The sequence below is a fragment of the Exiguobacterium sp. R-39 genome, from assembly GCF_049942815.1.
In the GTDB taxonomy this organism is placed as follows: domain Bacteria; phylum Bacillota; class Bacilli; order Exiguobacteriales; family Exiguobacteriaceae; genus Exiguobacterium_A.
The window spans coordinates 2,029,085-2,047,165 of record NZ_CP187965.1 but is presented as its reverse complement, the minus strand read 5'-3'; the positions used below and the strand labels follow the sequence as shown (position 1 = coordinate 2,047,165).

The following is an 18,081-nucleotide window of genomic DNA, read 5'->3' as shown; positions in this document are numbered from 1 at the left end:
TCATCTTCGATCTAAGTGATTGCCAACTACCAGTCAACCTGTGCTATACTCTTAAAGTTGACCGAAAGTATTAATGGATTATTTAAATGAACAGAAAGAGGTACACACCTATGACAACAGTAGTAAGAAACGATTTACGCAACGTCGCGATCATCGCCCACGTTGACCATGGTAAAACGACACTCGTCGATGAGCTTTTAAAACAATCTGGAACATTCCGTGCGAATGAACTAGTCGAAGAACGCGCAATGGACTCAAATGATATCGAGCGTGAGCGCGGAATCACGATCCTTGCTAAAAATACGGCAATTGATTATAAAAATACACGCATCAACATCGTGGATACACCAGGTCACGCCGATTTCGGTGGTGAAGTAGAACGTATCATGCGTATGGTTGACGGCGTTATCCTTGTTGTCGATGCGCGTGAAGGCTGTATGCCACAAACACGTTTCGTATTGAAAAAAGCACTTGAGCAAGGTCTCCAGCCAATCGTCGTCGTCAATAAAATTGACAAGCCGATGGTCCGTCCACTCGAAGTTGTTGACGAAGTCGTCGACCTCTTGATTGATCTTGGAGCAGATGAAGATCAACTCGAATTCCCAGTCGTTTATGCATCGGCAGTCAACGGCTCAAGTTCATTCGACCCTGAACTTGAAAATCAAGAAGACACAATTACAAACGTACTTGATTTAATTCTTGAACACACTCCGGCTCCTGTTGACAACAGCATGGATCCTTTACAATTCCAAGTTACAATGCTCGACTACGATAACTATCTTGGACGTATCGGAGTAGGACGCGTCTTCCGTGGAGAAATCAAAGTTGGAGACAGCGTTTCGCTTTCTAAACTTGATGGATCAATCAAAAACTTCCGTGTTACGAAATTATTCGGATACTTTGGTCTGAAACGCGTTGAAATCGAAGCTGCAAAAGCTGGAGATTTGATTGCAATCGCAGGTATGGAAGATATCAACGTCGGTGAAACGGTTTGCCCGACTTCACACGTCGATCCACTCCCATTACTTCGCATTGATGAGCCGACTCTTCAAATGACGTTCATCGTCAACAACTCGCCATTCGCTGGTCGTGAAGGTGACCTCGTCACTTCGCGTAAAATCGAAGAGCGTCTTGAAAAAGAGCTTGAAACAGACGTTTCACTCCGTATCGAAAACACAGATTCACCAGACCGCTGGATCGTTTCTGGCCGTGGTGAACTTCACCTCGGGATTTTGATTGAAAACATGCGTCGTGAAGGATACGAAATTCAAGTATCTAAACCGCAGGTAATCATCAAAGTTGAAGACGGCGTTAAAGTTGAGCCGTTTGAGCGCGTTGTCATTGATACACCTGAAGAGTACACAGGTGGCGTCATGGAATCGATCGGTCTCCGTAAAGGTGAACTGACGAACATGCAAACAATGGATAACGGACAAACAAAAATGGAATTCATCGTTCCTTCACGTGGATTGATCGGATACCGGAATGAATTCTTATCTGCAACACGCGGATACGGAATCATGAACCATACATTCGAAGAATACCGTCCGTTCATCAACGCGGATATCGGTGGACGCCGCAGTGGTGTTATGGTCTCAATCGAAGCTGGTAAAGCGACTGCATATGCGATTTCTGCACTTGAAGACCGCGGAACGATCTTCATCGAGCCAGGCCTTGAAGTTTACGAAGGAATGATCATCGGTGAATGTAACCGTGACGTCGACCTCGCTGTTAACGTTGTTAAAGCGAAACAATTGACGAACATGCGTGCATCTGCGAAAGATACAACAAACGTTCTTAAACGTCCACGTGTCTTCTCACTTGAAGAATCATTAACATTCTTGAATGAAGATGAGTACTGTGAGATCACACCGCAATCAGTTCGTCTTCGGAAACAAGTATTAAACAAAAACGAACGTGAAAAACAAGACAAGCGTCGTCGTCTTGGTAAAGACTGAGCTCTTAACACGTAAGGGGGACTGGCAATGACTGCACAACCTGCCGTTGCTTCTGATTTCTCGAAATTTGATATTCCCGCCGTTGCGAAGTTGCTTGGTGTGGGAAGTGATCCGAATAACTTGAGTGCCGGCTTCAATGCACTGATGATTACGGTCGTCATCTTGACGTTAATCGTTTTTAAATTAGGATTTGCGAAAGAGTTAGCCTGGTGGAAATCACTGATCGTCTACTTGTTGCTCGCGGTGTTCTCTGCCGCTTTAACACTTGTCTTTTGGACATGGCCGATCCCTGAAGTATTGCTTGCGATGGTTGTCATTCTCGGAATTTACCGATTCCGGATGTGGATGGTCAAACGTGAGCGAGAACGAACCGCTTCTTGATCGTAAATCAACATAAAAAAGTTCCGTTTCCTTTTGGAGACGGGACTTTTTTTATGTGAAATGAAGGGAAATGCGTTCCGTGTTCGATTCCAGGAATAGTTTACGACAGGTTCGGGAAAAAAATAGCAAGAGGTGATAGATATGATCAACCGAAAATGGAGCATCCCGTGCAGTCTTGCTGTTGTTTTAGCCGGATGTTCAGAAACCACGACCGAAGATCCATCGAAATCGGTTCCGAAAACATCTGAGCCGGTCGAAAGTAATATCATTTTCAAAAATTTAAAGATACCGTGGAATATTGAAAAAAACAAACAGACCTTTTATATTACAGAACGGGAAGGGACAATCGTCAAAGGAACAGAAGGGAAGTATAGCCGGATGGAGCTCGAATTGACCGAACCGGTCGTTGCAGAAGGGGAGGGCGGACTGCTTGGGATGGCGCTTGATCCAGACTTCCAAAAGAACCGAATAGCGTATGTCTATCATACGTATGAGAAAGACGGGGCACTTTGGAATCGAGTCATTGAAATCACGGAAGAGAACGAATCGTGGAAAGAGCAACGCGTGTTACTTGATGAGATTCCAGGTGCATCGATTCATAATGGCGGTCGAATTGAAATCGGACCGGATGGATTATTATATGTGACGGCAGGTGACGCGGCAGTCCCCGAAAACGCTCAAAAACTATCTTCTTTATCCGGAAAAATTCTCCGTATGAACCTCGACGGCAGCCCGGCGAAGGGGAATTTAAGAGAATACGTCTACAGTTACGGTCATCGTAATCCACAAGGGTTGGTTTTTGTCGATCAAACATTGTATGCAACGGAACACGGTCAGAGCGGTCATGATGAAATCAACCGGATTGAACAAAAAAACTATGGTTGGCCATTGATTGAAGGAACGGAAAAACAGCAAGGATTAGTAACGCCTTGGTACGAAGTGGGTGAAAATTCAGTTGCACCGAGCGGAATAGCAGAACAGGGGGGGAAGTTGTATTTTGGAACGCTGTTCGGTCAGAGCCTCCGGTCAATTGAAACGTCGACCTCTAAAGTGGAACAACTCGTAACGGACCAGGGGCGTATCCGGGACGTGATGACGGATGGACAACACCTGTATTACGTCACGAACAATAGCGATGGACGAGGAAATCCGTCGGATGAAGATGATGTCCTAGTTCGTCTCGAACCGTAAAAAAACTACTTTGAAAACCAAAGTAGTTTTTACCATCTTTTTTTAGTTGTCGCCCAGGTCGGATAGAGGTTGAACTGTCCTGTTTCTTGCCGCGCAACGGTCCGCTTTGTGATACGTTCATGGCATTCATCGCATATGTAGACGCGCACTGGTTTGTTTCGCAATCTTTTGGCTGTGAAGGACCAGTCGTCGATGGTTTCTCGTTTATCGCAGATGGTGCATTTAACACGCATGGTAGGTCCTCCTTTTTTTCTTAGTATATCATATTTAAGAATTATTCAACTTGAAAAAGGGATGCGTTTATTCGATATCGAATAGTAATAAAATAAGGAACGGAGGGGGTGGTATCATGGCAAATAAAGTGGAACATCGTCTGAGTGAACAGCAGATGAAGGCATTAACAGATTTACCACTCGTCTTTTTAATCACACATGATCAGAGCAAAAGCTGGCCGATTACACATGCCATCAGTTGGGTGTACGCAAAAGATGAAACAACGATTCGTTTTGCGATTGAAGCGGATTCGTTACTTGTCAAAACGTTAGCTGATCATCCCGTTTTTACACTTATTTTCTTTGCCGATCAATCAACGTACAGTTTAACGTGTACGGATGTCGCAGCCTGGGAAACGAATAATCGATTACCTTTACAGGTAGCGTTGTATGAAGGACAGATTCAAGAAGTCCGCGATATCTTATTCTACGGGGCCGCCGTGTCGGACCGGCCGCGTGTTCATAAAACGTATGATGAAGCAGCAGCTCTGAAACTTGATCAACAAATTCAGGATATTTTAAAAGGATAACATTCATCAAAACTCGACTCTAAAGGAGCGAACGATGGAATGAAAAAAATATATGTGCTCGATACCAATGTCATGCTACATGATCCTTTGTCTCTGTTTCAATTCCAAGAGCACGATGTCGTGATTCCGGCCATTGTCTTAGAAGAATTGGATGGGAAAAAACGAAATATGGATGAAGTCGGACGAAATGCACGGGAAACGGCGCGGATTCTTGATCAATTACGGGAAACCGGGCATCTCCATGCCGGTGTTCCGCTCGGGAATGGGGGGATTCTACGGGTTGATATCGGAGATTCCATCAGTGAAGTTTCACCGTTCACGCATGAATCAAACGACAACAAGATTCTTGAACTGGCCTGGTCGATTCATCGGGAACAAAAAGAACAACAAAGTGGGCGGGATGTCATCCTGGTCTCAAAAGATATTTTAGTTCGGGTGAAAGCGGACGCGTATGGTTTGGTCGCAGAAGATTACTTGACGGATCATATCGCTGACCTGACAGGACTATACACGGGTTTTGTTGAACTGGTCGTTGATCAAGAATACATCGATGCTTTTTATCAAGATAAACGATTGTCAGTCGATGTTCTTCCTGAAAAAGTGCATCCGAATCAATTCGTCATTTTAAAGAGTAATGTGTCGAAAGCATCTGCCATTGCCGTCGTCGATCAAGAAATGCCGATTATTCGGGCGCTCTCACTCGACATCGATCAAGTCTGGGGTGTCGTTCCGCGAAACGTCCAACAGCGAATGGCATTTGAACTGTTGCTTCGGGATGATGTTCCACTTGTCACACTCGTCGGGAAAGCGGGAACCGGAAAAACATTACTGGCACTCGCGGCGGGGTTATTGCAGGTCGAAGATGAACACCGGTATAAGAAATTGGTAGTTGCGCGGCCGGTTGTGCCGATGGGCAATGATATCGGATATTTACCGGGGGAGATGGAAGAAAAACTCCGGCCTTGGATGCAGCCGATTTATGATAACTTGGAACATTTGTTCAACACGAGTTCCGGTGACGAACTAGGAAACATTTTGGCAGGGATGAAATCGATTCAACTGGAAGCCCTGACCTATATCAGAGGAAGGAGTATGCCGGGGCAATTCATCATCATCGATGAAGCACAGAATCTGACGAAACATGAAGTGAAAACGATTTTGACCCGTGTCGGTGAAAATTCTAAAATTGTCTTAGTCGGCGACCCCCAACAAATCGACCATCCGTATTTGGATGAGTATTCGAACGGGTTGTCTTATGCAGTCGAACGATTGAAAGGTGAAAAGATGACGGGGCATGTCAAACTCGTTAAAGGCGAGCGGTCAAGCCTGGCCCGCTTGGCAGCAGACTTACTCTAAGCAAACGCGACAAAAAAGCCGTTTCTGTTTCCTTCACGTTAAGAAGGCACAGAAGCGGCTTTTTATATCTTTTTTTAGATCATACTACAGTTATAAGAGTCACAGAGCGGACGATTTGATCACGGTAAAGCAGATGGACAGGACCATCGCTTAACACTTTTCCGTCTTTTGAAAACTGTAAGTACAGTTCCGGTAACGTATTCAGATCAAGTTCAACCGTTTCCGTTCCTTCGAACCGTAAAGTGGCTGCGCCTTCGAACGGCTCGGCATTTTGAATGAACGGTGCAAGCGGCATGGCAAATGACCCGCGCAAGGCGGCATCTTTTTCTTCGCGCGTCATCGGTTTGTTATGGTCAGTCCGGCTGCCTTCCGTAATTCCTTTATCCCAAGCGGCCCCCATCTTGGCATAATAAGCTTCTTGTGCGTTATCTCCGACTTCTTTCCCAATGTGGTCGACTTCAATCTTCCGTTCATCGAAGATCCAAACCGTTGGGTCGATCGTCAGTGGATAGCGGACGTTACCTGTAATCGGAAAAATCATCATTATTCCCCCTAAATGTATGAGTCGTGCAAATCCATTATACCGAAACGTTGAATTGTTGGCGAAAGTAAGGTAAAGTTTAGCTATAACAGGAACGCGTCATTTGATGAGGAGGGATTGGATTGTCAACTGAAATCGGGACAGTTCATCGCCAGCGCGCTCTTGAGCTACTAGAAGCGGATGCCCATAAAATCCGCCGGTTGATCGAGGTCCAGCTTGCGAATTTAACGATGCCACAATGTCCTCTGTATGAGGAAGTATTGGATACACAAATGTTCGGATTGTCACGCCAAATTGATTTTGCCGTTCGTCTCGAACTGATTGATGCGAGTGAAGGAAAACAATTACTCGACTCATTAGAACAGCAATTATCTGATTTACATGATGCGGAGACGTGCTGATTTTCTACTCAAACGTGAAATGCGGCGTTTGGGTATTTTTTTTTAGAACTAGGAATTAGAAAAAGGACGTGTACATAATGCAATCGAAGTTTAAGGAAAAACGTGCGTTTTTTGATTATCGCCTCTTCTTCACGATGCTGATTCTGATGGCGATCAGCACGGTGATGGTTTACAGTGCCAGTGTCTGGAACGGTGGCGATTACGCAAACACCTCATTTTTTGAGAAACAATTGATGTTTGATGTGATGGCGATTGCTATCTTCTTGTTTGTCGCCCATCTGAATCATGAGATTTTCCGAGGACCATTGGTACGGTTGGCTTTATATGTCATCACGTTCGGTATGTTGACGGCAACGCTGTTTGCTACACCGTTGAACGGGGCGCGTGCCTGGTTGAATTTCGGGATTTTCTTGATTCAGCCGATCGAGCTGTGTAAATTTGTTCTCGTCATCGGTCTTGCCAACTATTTTGATCAAAAACATAAAGGGCAGATGAATGGTGTGATTGGAATCGTCCACCACTTCATTCATCGTCAAATCGCACCGGATTCATCCGGCAAGCGGATTTTGCTCAGTTTCACGGACTGGATTTTGATTCCGTTCATCGTGTTACTCGCCCCTTATGCCATGATTATCCGGATGCAACCGGATGATGGCGGATTATTCATTTTACTCTTAATTACGGCGATGATTTGGTTTGCAGTCGGATTACCGCGCGGCTATATCGCTGTTGCCATTGTATTCGCAGCAGGAGCCGCTCTGTATGCCTGGAACAATTTTTCCGCCAATCAGATGGAACGAATCAATGCCATCTTCAATCCCTTTCTGGATGCGGAAGGAAAAGGGTATCAATTGATCAATTCGGTCATCTCGATTGCCCACGGAGGATTCTTTGGAGTTGGTTTAGGGAATAGCTTTCAAAAGTATGGTTATCTGCCGGAACCGGAGACCGATTATATCATGTCGATTATCTCGGAAGAACTCGGATTCGTCGGAGTCCTGATTGTGCTGGGGTTGTTGTTCTTTTTAATGTGGCAAGGTGCGCTCATTGCCCGGCAATCGGCTTCCATCTACTCGAGCATGGTGGCATTCGGCATTTCGTCCATCATCTTTATTCAAACCGGCATCAATATCGGAGCGATGTCCGGTCTGTTTCCGGGGACCGGTGTGACGTTACCGTTCATCAGTTACGGCGGGTCTTCGCTTCTCGTCATGAGTACGATGCTTGGTGTCGTGGCAAATATTTCGATGCAAAACAAGCACCGGATAGCGTATCATAAAGAAGTACAGGAAGCACGAAAGATGAGTGCTACGAGTTCATTACCTAAAGGGGGAGCATCAGTTGACTAAAATCAAAAAGATTCTTGTCGCCAACCGCGGAGAAATCGCGATTCGCGTATTCCGTGCGGCAACCGAACTTGGGATTCGGACAGTCGCTATTTATTCACGAGAAGATAAGGGATCGCTTCACCGGTATAAAGCAGATGAAGCATACCGGATTGGCGAGGGGAAAAAGCCGATTGAAGCGTATCTTGATATCGAAGGAATCATCGAGACTGCGAAGAAAGCGGAATGTGATGCAATCCATCCCGGGTACGGTTTTTTATCAGAAAATATTGAACTCGCTACACGATGCCGCGAAGAAGGCATTATTTTCATCGGTCCCCGAGAAGAACATCTCTACAGTTTTGGCGATAAAGTCCGTGCGCGGACGACGGCCATTGAAGCCGGTTTACCTGTTATTCCGGGTACGGATGGTCCGATTACATCAATTGATGAAGCGTATGCTTTTGCTGAAAAGGCCGGTTATCCATTGATGGTCAAAGCTTCTTTAGGCGGCGGTGGACGCGGTATGCGTGTCGTCCGGACCGAAGAAGAGTTACCGGACATGATTGAACGGGCAAAATCGGAAGCCTTAAAAGCATTCGGCTCAGACGAAATATACGTTGAGAAATTGATTGAACGTCCAAAACATATTGAAGTTCAAATCATTGGAGATGCCCATGGCAACATCGTTCATTTGTTCGAACGTGATTGTTCAGTGCAACGCCGACACCAAAAAGTTGTCGAAGTCGCGCCATGTGTCACGTTATCAGATGAGGGGCGCCAAAAGATTTGTGATGCAGCTGTCACATTGATGAAGCACGTCGGTTATGAAAATGCCGGAACGGTTGAATTTTTGGTGACACAAGACGAATCATTCTATTTCATCGAAGTCAATCCGCGTGTTCAGGTTGAACATACGATTACGGAAATGATTACCGGGATTGATATCGTTCAGACACAAATCCGAGTCGCGGAAGGGGAATCACTACATAGTAAATTAGTGGGTATTCCTGCACAAGAAGAGATTCAAATGTTAGGTTTCGCCATTCAAAGCCGGATTACATCAGAAGATCCGGAAAACGGCTTCTTGCCGGATACGGGCAAAATCAAGGCCTACCGTTCACCAGGCGGTTTTGGTGTTCGTCTCGACGGTGGAAATGCCTATGTCGGTGCTGAGATTTCACCTTATTACGATTCTTTACTCGTTAAGATTTCGACACACGGCTTAACCTATGATCAAGCCGTTGCAAAAATGAGCCGGAACTTAAGCGAATTCCGAATCCGTGGCATTAAAACCAATATTCCATTCTTAAGTAATGTATTGAAACACCATGCGTTTATCAGCGGTGATTACAATACGTCGTTCATCGATGATACAAAAGAATTGTTCATCTTCCCGAAACGACAAGACCGTGGAACGAAGCTGCTGACGTATATTGGAGAAGTATCTGTCAACGGTTTCCCTGGAATCGGAAAAATCGAAAAACCGATTGCCCGTGACGTCCGGATTCCAAAAGATCTGCCTGCCGACTATCAAGCAGGAGCTAAAGCGATTCTTGACGCGGAAGGACCACTTGGTGTCATCAACTGGCTAAAAGCACAAGAACGCGTCCAATTGACGGATACGACATTCCGGGATGCCCACCAGTCGTTACTTGCGACGCGGATGCGGACGAAGGATTTAATCGCCATCGCGGAAGCGGAAGCTAAACTGTTACCGGAACTCTTCTCAGTGGAAGCTTGGGGTGGAGCAACATTTGATGTGGCATACCGGTTCCTGTCAGAAGATCCGTGGGTCCGTTTGATGCAATTACGCGAAAAAATGCCGAATGTTTTGATTCAGATGTTGTTACGCGGAGCCAATGCAGTAGGTTATAAAAACTATCCGGACAATGTCATTCATGCCTTCGTAAAAGAAGCAGCCCAAGCAGGTGTCGATGTGTTCCGAATCTTCGACAGCTTAAACAATCCGGAATCCATTCAGCTTGCGATCGATGCTGTCTTGCCGACGGGAAAAATCGCCGAAGCAGCAGTTTGTTATACAGGCGACTTGTTCGATGCGAATCGTCCGAAATATCATCTTCCGTATTACGTCAAGCTGGCGAAACAGCTCGAAGCGAGTGGTGCTCATATCATTGCCATCAAGGATATGGCAGGATTACTGAAACCGGAAGCTGCTTATGCTTTGGTCTCAGCATTAAAAGATGCTGTTGATTTGCCGATTCATCTGCATACGCATGATGCAAGCGGAAACGGAATTTACACGTATGCCCGGGCTGTCGATGCCGGAGTCGATATCGTGGATGTCGCTGCTTCAAGTATGGCCGGTCTGACAAGTCAGCCTGCCGGAGGAAGTTTGATTCATGCATTAAGCGGTCATAAACGTCAGCCGCTCGTATCTGTCCAAAAATTCGAACAAGTGTCGGACTATTGGCAGGATGTACGCCATCTCTATCAAGCGTTTGAACTTGATATGTTAGCTCCGAATCCGACAGTCTATGATCACGAGATGCCGGGTGGTCAGTACTCAAATCTTCAACAACAAGCAAAAGCTGTCGGTCTCGCGGATCGTTGGTCTGAAGTTAAAACGATGTATGCCCGTGTCAACATGTTGTTCGGTGACATCGTTAAAGTTACACCATCTTCAAAAGTCGTCGGCGATATGGCTTTATTCATGGTCCAGCATCATTTGACGGAAGAAGATGTACTGGAACGTGCCAGCAATCTCGATTTCCCGGATTCTGTCGTCGAATTGATGAAAGGGGAGCTTGGGACGCCACCAGACGGTTTCCCGAAACAAGTCCAGGCGGCAATCCTCAAAGGCGTCGAGCCGTTGACGGAGCGTCCTGGAAAAATGATGGAGCCACTCAATTTTGATGCCATCAAGCATGAACTGTTCGAAAAACTGGAACGTCCGGTGACGGAGTTTGATGCCTTGGCATACGCTTTGTATCCGAAGGTATTCCTCGATTACAGTTCGTACGTTGCACGATATGGTGATATTTCAGTTCTCGATACGAGCACGTTCTTCCACGGCATGCGTCTTGGGGAAACGATCGAGGTCGAAATCGAGCGCGGAAAAACGTTGTATTTGAAGTTGATTCAAATTGGTCAACCAAACGATCATGGTGTCCGTGTCATCTACTACGAGATGAACGGTGTGCCGCGTGAAGTCGAAGTAAAAGATATCAGTATTAAAGAAAGCTCATCAAGCCGTCCGAAAGCCGATCGTTCGAATCCGAAACAGATTGGTGCGTCTATGCCGGGTAGCGTCTTGAAAGTCTTAGTTGAGCCTGGAACGCGGGTTCGTAAGGGAGAGCAGTTGCTTGTAACGGAAGCAATGAAAATGGAGACGACGATTCAAGCACCTGAAGACGGTGAGATCAAGTCGGTCCACGTCAAAGAAGGCGAAGCTATCGCGAGTCAAGACTTATTGATTGAATTCATTTAACACACGAAACGTAAATCGGCATAAATACAGTATGACGAAAGCAGGCAAAACGCATGGCGGATTGCCTGCTTTTCGTTCATCATTATTTTAGGGAGGCACGAATATGAACATCATCTGCTGGATTCGAAGTGATTTTCGAATCGAGGACAATCACATGTTGGCACAAGCGGTCGACTATCTAGAAAAGGATGAACAGGCAAACGTCGAGTTCGTTTTTTGGGTGAATCCAGACTATATCGGAGAGTATGATGCGAGGCAACAATATTTCTTTCAGGCACTCGAACACTTCGCAAAAAACTGTAAAACACACGGGATGCCGATTCGATTCATCGAAGGGCAGGAAAAAGATTTTCTCGAGGCGACAGATATGGCAGATGTCTTATTGTTTAACGCTGAATATGTAGAACCGTTTAAGAGTCGTGACGACGGGATTATGAAAAAGCGGGGTGACAAAAAGTCGGAACGTCTACTTGACCGTCATCTGCTTCATCCACATGCCGTCAAAAAAAATGACGGTTCCTATTATAAAGTGTTTACACCATATAAAAATACTTTTTTGAAGAAAGATATCAGTAAGCCGTATCCGGTCAATCTGGATCTCCTGAAAGAACGTTATCATACACGACGTCAAAACAATGCATTTATGTTGGATTACTTTAAACGGTCGGCATCGGAGGCTGACTTTGGTGTAGGGGAAGAACAGGCGACGAAACGATTGCAGGCATTCATCAAAAACAATCTGTCTTCTTATGACGAGCAACGGGATCTGCCGGCGGTCGACGGAACAAGTCTGATGTCTCGTTACCTGCGGACCGGTGAAATCGGAATTCGGACAATCTATGAAGCCGTCAATCAGGAGGAAGGTTCGAAGGGAAAACAAACGTATCTGACAGAATTGATTTGGCGGGAATTTTATTACACGATTTTGATGCATTATCCGGAGTCCAAACGACTGCCGGTCAACGAGCAGTATACGAAGGTTGAATGGGAAACAGATGAGGCGGGCTTTAAAGCCTGGACAGAAGGGAAAACGGGCTATCCGATTGTCGATGCGGCCATGCGACAGCTCAACACGACGGGGTGGATGCATAACCGTCTGCGGATGATTGTCGCGTCCTTTTTGACAAAGGACTTACTGGTCGATTGGCAAAAAGGGGAGCGGTATTTCCAAAAAAAACTGGTTGATTATGAAGCCGCGTCTAACATTGGCGGGTGGCAATGGGCGGCGTCGGTCGGGACGGATGCTGTTCCGTATTTCCGAGTCTTCAATCCGACGACTCAGTCGAAGAAATTTGATAAGGATGGAACCTTTATCCGCCACTATTTGCCGGAACTCAAGGATTTACCTAAAACATCGATTCATGAGCCAACGGAACAACAACGACAAGATTACGATTATCCGATGCCGATTGTCGAGCATGACATGGCCCGAAAACGAGCGATTGCCCGTTTCAAATAAAACGTGCAAAAAAAAACAGGGAGCAGGATTAAATCCTCTCCCTGTTTTTTAGTTGAAAGTCTAATCAGCGTAACCGGGAATCGTCTTTTCGCGTCCGGAATGCATGGTAAGCGAGGTAAGAGATGACTCCGAAATAGCAAGTGATCAAGAATGCGTGTAATAACGGAACGTACGTGGCATGTCCACCAAGAACGATCCAGGCACCGGTTGCAACCTGACAAGAGATAAAGAAGGTTGCGAACAACATACCGGTACGCGAGGTCCGGTGTTTCAGGCGAATCGCCGTGTAGTGAACGAACAGCGTATAGAAGAACAACAGACCGGCCAAAATCCGGTGAATCATTTGAACCCACGCTTCGAACGTCATCGTCGGTTGCGAACAGACCGGCCAGCCGACGCAGGCATACGTCGCACCGACATGGCGGACGAACGCTCCTGTGTAAACGACGATTAACGTATAGATCAATAAGCCGTACAACAGTTTACGCAAGAACGCTGGGACCGATTCCCTGAATTCTTGACCGGGACGCTCCATAATCAAGATCGTCAAGATAAGTAAGGAAGCAAAAGAAATCAATGAGATTCCAAAATGGAGTGCCATGACGAGATCCGACTGTTGCCAAACGACGGCACCTGCACCGACGATGGATTGAATCAACATGAAAATGAAGGCCAGGAAAGCGAAAATCTTGATATCCAGGCGATCTTTGAAAGCGACAAGTGTCCAAAGACACAAGGCGATGATCAATAAACCGACGACTCCTGTTACTGCGCGGTGACTATACTCAATCATCGTTTCGACACTTGGATTAGTTGGAATCAATTCTCCATGACAGAGCGGCCAATCGGTCCCGCATCCGTTTCCGGAATCTGTTTTCGTGACGGTCCCCCCCATGAGAAGAACGATCATCATCGTGAATGTGACAAATGCTGAAAAAATCGAAAGTTTTCGATTCAAAATGCAGCCACCACCTTTCTAGAGAAAATACATGATACTTGAAATACCTAGCAATAGTATCGCATAAAAAATATCGAAACGCTTGCAATCTTTTAGAAGAACGCTATTCTAATATTAGGTAAATATGGTGAACTGTGAGGTTAATCACATAGATTTCACATTTTGTTCATTATGTCGAAAGTATTTTCATACGTCATGACCTTGAATATGTGGTATCTTTTATAGAGAAAAGGACGTTTCGTGGCGTGTCTGTGTTATTTCTGTGAAGAAAATACGTGAATCCTACGTACAGAAAGAACGCGGACGGTTAGAAGGAGGAAACAACATGGCGAAAGTAAACGGGGAGACCCTGGACATCATGATCGAGCAATCGGATCAGCCGACGTTCAAGGACTATGTCACCCTAGCAAAGATGGGAATCGTTCGTGCGAATCTCATCACCGTCTTCGCAGGTTATGTCGTGGCAGCATCATACTTAACGGATGATGTTCTACTGTATTTGTGGCAGACGAAGTTGACATTATTGTGGACGCTTCTCGGAAGTGGACTGGTCATTGCCGGTAGTTGTTACCTCAATAACTATATCGACCGTGACATTGATTACAAGATGGAGCGGACGATGGGAAGACCGAGTGTTACCGGTAAGATGGATGGGCAACGGATATTGGCATTAGGACTTGGGATACTGGCTACCGGTACCGTTCTCTTGCTGATCGTTAACCATGTCGCGGCAGTTTTCGGATTGATTGGTTCGTTTGTCTACGTCGTCATCTATACGATGTGGTTAAAGCGGACACACACGATCAATACAGTCGTAGGTGGTATTTCCGGAGCAGTGCCACCGATCATTGGATTTGCGGCAGTCACTCCAACACTTCATATCGATGCATGGATTTTGTTTCTCATCATGTTCGTATGGCAACCGCCTCACTTCCTTGCGCTCGCCATGAGACGGACGGAAGAGTACCGGGCTGCCGGTATTCCAATGTTACCTGTCGTCAATGGTTTTGCGATCACGAAACGGCAAATTGTATGGTGGATTGCAGTTTTAGTTCCATCATCACTCCTCCTCGCGCATTACGGCATCATTTACATGCTTGTCATGGCTGCGCTTGGTGGATACTGGCTCTACATGGGACTGAAAGGTCTCAAAATCAAGGAAGAACAAGCTGAGATTAAGTGGGCTTCGAAGATGTTTTTCTTCTCGCTCTTTTATTTCACGGCTTGGATCGTGACGGTCGTACTCGTTTCTCTCTAAAACGATTTGACATACTTCACGGACACCATTAAGAAAGAAAAAAATTGGGGAAAAGAAAGTGGGGATGGTTGTGAAAAAATCAGGAAAAATGCTCTTCCGGCTTCTTCCGATCGGTTTGATGGCATTATTGTTATCAGGTTGTGGAATCCCGGAATTGTCCGCACTACAGCCTCGCGGGGAAGGCGCACAAATGCAACTTGAAATCATTAAGCTCAGCTTATGGGTCATGTTGTTTGTCCTTGCGATTGTAGCAGTCATCTATATTTACGTACTTATGAAATTCCGTCGTAAAGCTGGAGACAACACTGTTCCGAAACAAGTGGAAGGAAATCACACACTTGAAATCATCTGGACAGTCATTCCGATTCTCTTATTAGTCGTTCTTGCCGTACCAACCATCAAAACGACGGTTGAATTAGCAGATGCGAAAGAAGCGAAGAAAAATGAAGTCATCAACGTTACAGCAAACCTGTACTGGTGGGAGTTCGAATATCCAGACAAAGGTGTTTCAACAGGACAAGAGCTCGTTATTCCAGTCGGAAAACGTGTTGCTGTCAACTTAACTTCAAAAGACGTCATTCACTCATTCTGGGTACCTGCTCTTTCAGGTAAAACAGATACAAACCCGGGTCTTGAGAATGAAATGTGGTTACAAGCACAAGAAGCCGGTACGTACTACGGTAAATGTGCCGAGTTATGTGGACCATCGCATGCTTTGATGGACTTCAAGGTCATCGCGCTTGAACAAGATGATTATGATGCATGGCTTAAAGACATGAAGTCAGCTAAAGAAGCAGAAACAAAACAATTGGATGCAAAAAATGAAAAAAACTGGACGACTGGCGAGCAGGTTTACGCACAAAACTGCCTCAGCTGTCACGGTGGCGGGAAAGTCGCGCCAAGCTTAACAAACTTTGGTGATCGTCAGCGTATCGCTGGATACCTCGATCATGACAAAGAAAATCTCGAAAAATGGATTCGCGATCCACAAAAAGAAAAACAAGGAACAAAAATGCCTGGTTTCTCTGAAGATAAGATTAGCGATGAAGAGTTAAGCGAACTTGCAGACTATCTATTGGACAAAAAGCTCCAATAATATTTAAGGGGGAATCATAGTGGGGACACATACTATGGGTATGCCGAAGAAAAAAACCGGCATCATGGACTGGCTAACGACAGTCGACCATAAAAAAATCGGGGTTCTCTATATCATCTCTGGATTGTTTTTCCTTCTGGTTGGTGGCGTAGAAGCCTTAATGATTCGTTTTCAATTGATTAAACCGATGAACGATTTCGTCAGCGGTGAATTATTTAACCAGTTGATCACGATGCACGGTACGACCATGATCTTCCTGGCAGCCATGCCGATGTTGATCGGTTATATGAACGCTGCTGTTCCGCTTCAAATCGGAGCACGTGACGTTGCGTTTCCGTTTTTAAATGCACTTGGTTTTTGGTTGTTCTTCTTCGGGGGAGTTTTGTTGAACCTGTCATGGTTCTTCGGCGCAGCTCCGAACGCAGGGTGGACAGCATATGCACCACTTTCAACTGTTCCAGAATCACTCGGTGTTGATTTCTACTCACTCGGATTACAGATTTCTGGTTTCGGTACACTCATGGGGGGGATTAACTTCCTCGTTACGATTTTGAACATGCGTGCACCAGGTATGAAACTGATGCGGATGCCGTTGTTCACATGGACAGCATTCGTTGCATCAGCATTGATCGTTTTCGCATTCCCGCCACTTACGGTCGGATTGTTCCTCTTGACGTTTGAGCGTCTGTTCGGGGCACATTTCTTCGATCCGGCAGCCGGTGGTAACATCGTCATCTGGGAACACCTTTTCTGGATTTTCGGTCACCCGGAAGTGTATATCTTGATTTTACCGGCCTTCGGTATCTTCTCAGAAATCATTCCTACTTTTGCCCGTAAACGTCTCTTCGGTTATACGACGATGGTCTTTGCGACAATGTTAATCGGTTTCTTAGGATTCATGGTTTGGGTTCACCACATGTTCACAGTTGGACTTGGTCCGGTTGCGAACGCAATCTTCGCGGTTGCGACAATGGCGATCGCCGTTCCGACCGGGGTTAAAATCTTCAACTGGCTCTTTACGCTATGGGGCGGTAAATTGACGTTCCCAGTTGCGATGCTCTACTCGGTTGCTTTCATCCCATCGTTCCTTGTTGGTGGTATGACAGGGGTCATGCTTTCTGTTGCTCCTGCCGATTATCAGTACCATGACAGCTACTTCGTAGTTGCCCACTTCCACTACGTTATCGTTGGTGGAGTTGTCTTCGGTCTCTTCGCAGGTCTGTACTACTGGTTCCCACTCATGTTCGGGAAACAGCTCAACGAGTTCTGGGGTAAAATTCAATTCTGGTTGTTCTTCATCGGCTTCCACTTGACGTTCTTCCCACAACACATTCTCGGTCTGACTGGTATGCCACGTCGTGTCTTCACGTACTTGCCAAACCAAGGCTGGGAAACAATGAACTTACTGTCATCAATCGGAGCAGCCTTCATGGGTGTCTCGACAATCGTTCTTGTCGTATCCATCGTTGCGGCATTGATGTCAAAAGAATACGTTAAACGTGACGTCTGGGGCGACGGTCGTACCCTCGAGTGGACACTTCCTGTCCCAACTCCAGAGTACAACTTTGCACAGATTCCACTTGTTAAAGGTCTTGACACATACTGGCTCGAAAAAATGGCTGGAAACAAAACGGTTTCGGTTTCGGAAGAAGTCGGCGATATCCACATGCCGAACAACTCGATCCTGCCATTCGTCATGTCTGTCGGTTTATTCCTTGCCGGTCTCGGATTCATTCTTCGCCTTGACTACGGTACAGTAGGTCTGATTATCGCCTTGATCGGTCTTGCGATGACACTCTTCGCAATGTTCCTCCGTTCTTGGATTGACGATGAAGGATACTACATCCCGAAAGCGGAAATCGAAAAAGATCTACGCCTTGAAGCTGAAAAGGAGGCGAAGTAAG

15 protein-coding genes are annotated in these 18,081 nt (G+C 45.9%); 12 read left to right on the top strand and 3 right to left on the bottom strand.

The window, feature by feature from the left end:
• The first annotated feature begins 110 nt into the window (after window positions 1-110).
• The 3 genes from typA (at window position 111) to ACP26N_RS10855 (ending at window position 3,530) form a co-directional block, all read left to right on the top strand.
• The gene (typA, locus tag ACP26N_RS10865; RefSeq protein ID WP_014970803.1) at window positions 111-1,958 is read left to right on the top strand and encodes a translational GTPase TypA; all 1,848 of its coding nucleotides are present in this window, start codon (window positions 111-113) and stop codon (window positions 1,956-1,958) included.
• Between the two features lie 27 nt (window positions 1,959-1,985).
• Window positions 1,986-2,339 (top strand): YlaH-like family protein, encoded by a 354-nt coding sequence (locus ACP26N_RS10860; protein WP_012370870.1) that lies wholly within the window; start codon window positions 1,986-1,988, stop codon window positions 2,337-2,339.
• Between the two features lie 141 nt (window positions 2,340-2,480).
• The gene (locus ACP26N_RS10855) at window positions 2,481-3,530 is read left to right on the top strand and encodes a PQQ-dependent sugar dehydrogenase (RefSeq protein ID WP_426353811.1); all 1,050 of its coding nucleotides are present in this window, start codon (window positions 2,481-2,483) and stop codon (window positions 3,528-3,530) included.
• Between the two features lie 29 nt (window positions 3,531-3,559).
• On the opposite strand, the gene ACP26N_RS10850 is transcribed toward ACP26N_RS10855, so the two are convergent.
• Window positions 3,560-3,763: a YlaI family protein gene (locus ACP26N_RS10850; RefSeq protein WP_131502662.1), complete on the bottom strand. Its 204-nt coding sequence runs from the start codon at window positions 3,761-3,763 to the stop codon at window positions 3,560-3,562.
• A 116-nt stretch (window positions 3,764-3,879) separates the two neighbouring features.
• On the opposite strand from ACP26N_RS10850, the gene ACP26N_RS10845 reads away from it, so the two are divergent.
• The gene (locus tag ACP26N_RS10845; RefSeq protein WP_131502661.1) at window positions 3,880-4,332 is read left to right on the top strand and encodes a hypothetical protein; all 453 of its coding nucleotides are present in this window, start codon (window positions 3,880-3,882) and stop codon (window positions 4,330-4,332) included.
• 39 nt (window positions 4,333-4,371) lie between these two features.
• Entirely contained in the window at window positions 4,372-5,688 is a 1,317-nt protein-coding gene (locus tag ACP26N_RS10840; protein ID WP_114595404.1) for a PhoH family protein, read from the top strand.
• A 79-nt stretch (window positions 5,689-5,767) separates the two neighbouring features.
• On the opposite strand, the gene ACP26N_RS10835 is transcribed toward ACP26N_RS10840, so the two are convergent.
• A complete protein-coding gene (locus ACP26N_RS10835) occupies window positions 5,768-6,229 on the bottom strand; it encodes a hypothetical protein (protein ID WP_426353810.1) in 462 nt (153 codons plus the stop codon).
• Between the two features lie 122 nt (window positions 6,230-6,351).
• Between ACP26N_RS10835 and ACP26N_RS10830 the strand changes: the two genes are divergently transcribed.
• From ACP26N_RS10830 to ACP26N_RS10815, 4 genes are all read left to right on the top strand, one after another.
• On the top strand, window positions 6,352-6,630 hold the full coding sequence (locus ACP26N_RS10830) for a YlaN family protein (protein ID WP_014970798.1): 279 nt from the start codon (window positions 6,352-6,354) through the stop codon (window positions 6,628-6,630).
• Between the two features lie 77 nt (window positions 6,631-6,707).
• Window positions 6,708-7,979, top strand: a complete 1,272-nt coding sequence (locus ACP26N_RS10825) for an FtsW/RodA/SpoVE family cell cycle protein (protein ID WP_188004535.1) — start codon at window positions 6,708-6,710, stop codon at window positions 7,977-7,979.
• Window positions 7,972-11,406 (top strand): pyruvate carboxylase, encoded by a 3,435-nt coding sequence (locus ACP26N_RS10820; protein WP_114595407.1) that lies wholly within the window; start codon window positions 7,972-7,974, stop codon window positions 11,404-11,406. Before ACP26N_RS10825 ends, ACP26N_RS10820 begins: the two co-directional genes overlap by 8 nt.
• 103 nt (window positions 11,407-11,509) lie before the next feature.
• Window positions 11,510-12,865 (top strand): cryptochrome/photolyase family protein, encoded by a 1,356-nt coding sequence (locus ACP26N_RS10815; RefSeq protein ID WP_188004534.1) that lies wholly within the window; start codon window positions 11,510-11,512, stop codon window positions 12,863-12,865.
• A gap of 64 nt (window positions 12,866-12,929) precedes the next feature.
• Here the strand turns inward: ACP26N_RS10815 and ACP26N_RS10810 are convergent, their stop codons facing one another.
• A complete protein-coding gene (locus tag ACP26N_RS10810) occupies window positions 12,930-13,823 on the bottom strand; it encodes a COX15/CtaA family protein (protein ID WP_114595409.1) in 894 nt (297 codons plus the stop codon).
• Window positions 13,824-14,148: 325 nt separating this feature from the next.
• On the opposite strand from ACP26N_RS10810, the gene cyoE reads away from it, so the two are divergent.
• From cyoE to ctaD, 3 genes are all read left to right on the top strand, one after another.
• On the top strand, window positions 14,149-15,081 hold the full coding sequence (cyoE, locus tag ACP26N_RS10805) for a heme o synthase (RefSeq protein WP_188004533.1): 933 nt from the start codon (window positions 14,149-14,151) through the stop codon (window positions 15,079-15,081).
• A gap of 64 nt (window positions 15,082-15,145) precedes the next feature.
• Window positions 15,146-16,177, top strand: coding sequence for a cytochrome c oxidase subunit II (gene coxB / locus ACP26N_RS10800; RefSeq protein ID WP_114595411.1), 1,032 nt, complete (start codon window positions 15,146-15,148; stop codon window positions 16,175-16,177).
• 34 nt (window positions 16,178-16,211) lie between these two features.
• The gene (gene ctaD, locus ACP26N_RS10795) at window positions 16,212-18,080 is read left to right on the top strand and encodes a cytochrome c oxidase subunit I (RefSeq protein WP_026827913.1); all 1,869 of its coding nucleotides are present in this window, start codon (window positions 16,212-16,214) and stop codon (window positions 18,078-18,080) included.
• Window position 18,081: the final 1 nt, after the last annotated feature.

Excerpts from the sequence above, each read along its gene's own strand:
- ACP26N_RS10850 (WP_131502662.1), bottom strand. The coding sequence starts at position 3,763 with ATGCGTGTTAAATGCACCATCTGCGATAAACGAGAAACCATCGACGAC.
- typA (WP_014970803.1), top strand. The coding sequence starts at position 111 with ATGACAACAGTAGTAAGAAACGATTTACGCAACGTCGCGATCATCGCC.
- ACP26N_RS10815 (WP_188004534.1), top strand. The coding sequence starts at position 11,510 with ATGAACATCATCTGCTGGATTCGAAGTGATTTTCGAATCGAGGACAAT.
- ACP26N_RS10845 (WP_131502661.1), top strand. The coding sequence starts at position 3,880 with ATGGCAAATAAAGTGGAACATCGTCTGAGTGAACAGCAGATGAAGGCA.
- ACP26N_RS10855 (WP_426353811.1), top strand. The coding sequence starts at position 2,481 with ATGATCAACCGAAAATGGAGCATCCCGTGCAGTCTTGCTGTTGTTTTA.
- ACP26N_RS10825 (WP_188004535.1), top strand. The coding sequence starts at position 6,708 with ATGCAATCGAAGTTTAAGGAAAAACGTGCGTTTTTTGATTATCGCCTC.
- ACP26N_RS10835 (WP_426353810.1), bottom strand. The coding sequence starts at position 6,229 with ATGATTTTTCCGATTACAGGTAACGTCCGCTATCCACTGACGATCGAC.
- ctaD (WP_026827913.1), top strand. The coding sequence starts at position 16,212 with ATGGGTATGCCGAAGAAAAAAACCGGCATCATGGACTGGCTAACGACA.
- coxB (WP_114595411.1), top strand. The coding sequence starts at position 15,146 with ATGGTTGTGAAAAAATCAGGAAAAATGCTCTTCCGGCTTCTTCCGATC.
- cyoE (WP_188004533.1), top strand. The coding sequence starts at position 14,149 with ATGGCGAAAGTAAACGGGGAGACCCTGGACATCATGATCGAGCAATCG.
- ACP26N_RS10860 (WP_012370870.1), top strand. The coding sequence starts at position 1,986 with ATGACTGCACAACCTGCCGTTGCTTCTGATTTCTCGAAATTTGATATT.
- ACP26N_RS10840 (WP_114595404.1), top strand. The coding sequence starts at position 4,372 with ATGAAAAAAATATATGTGCTCGATACCAATGTCATGCTACATGATCCT.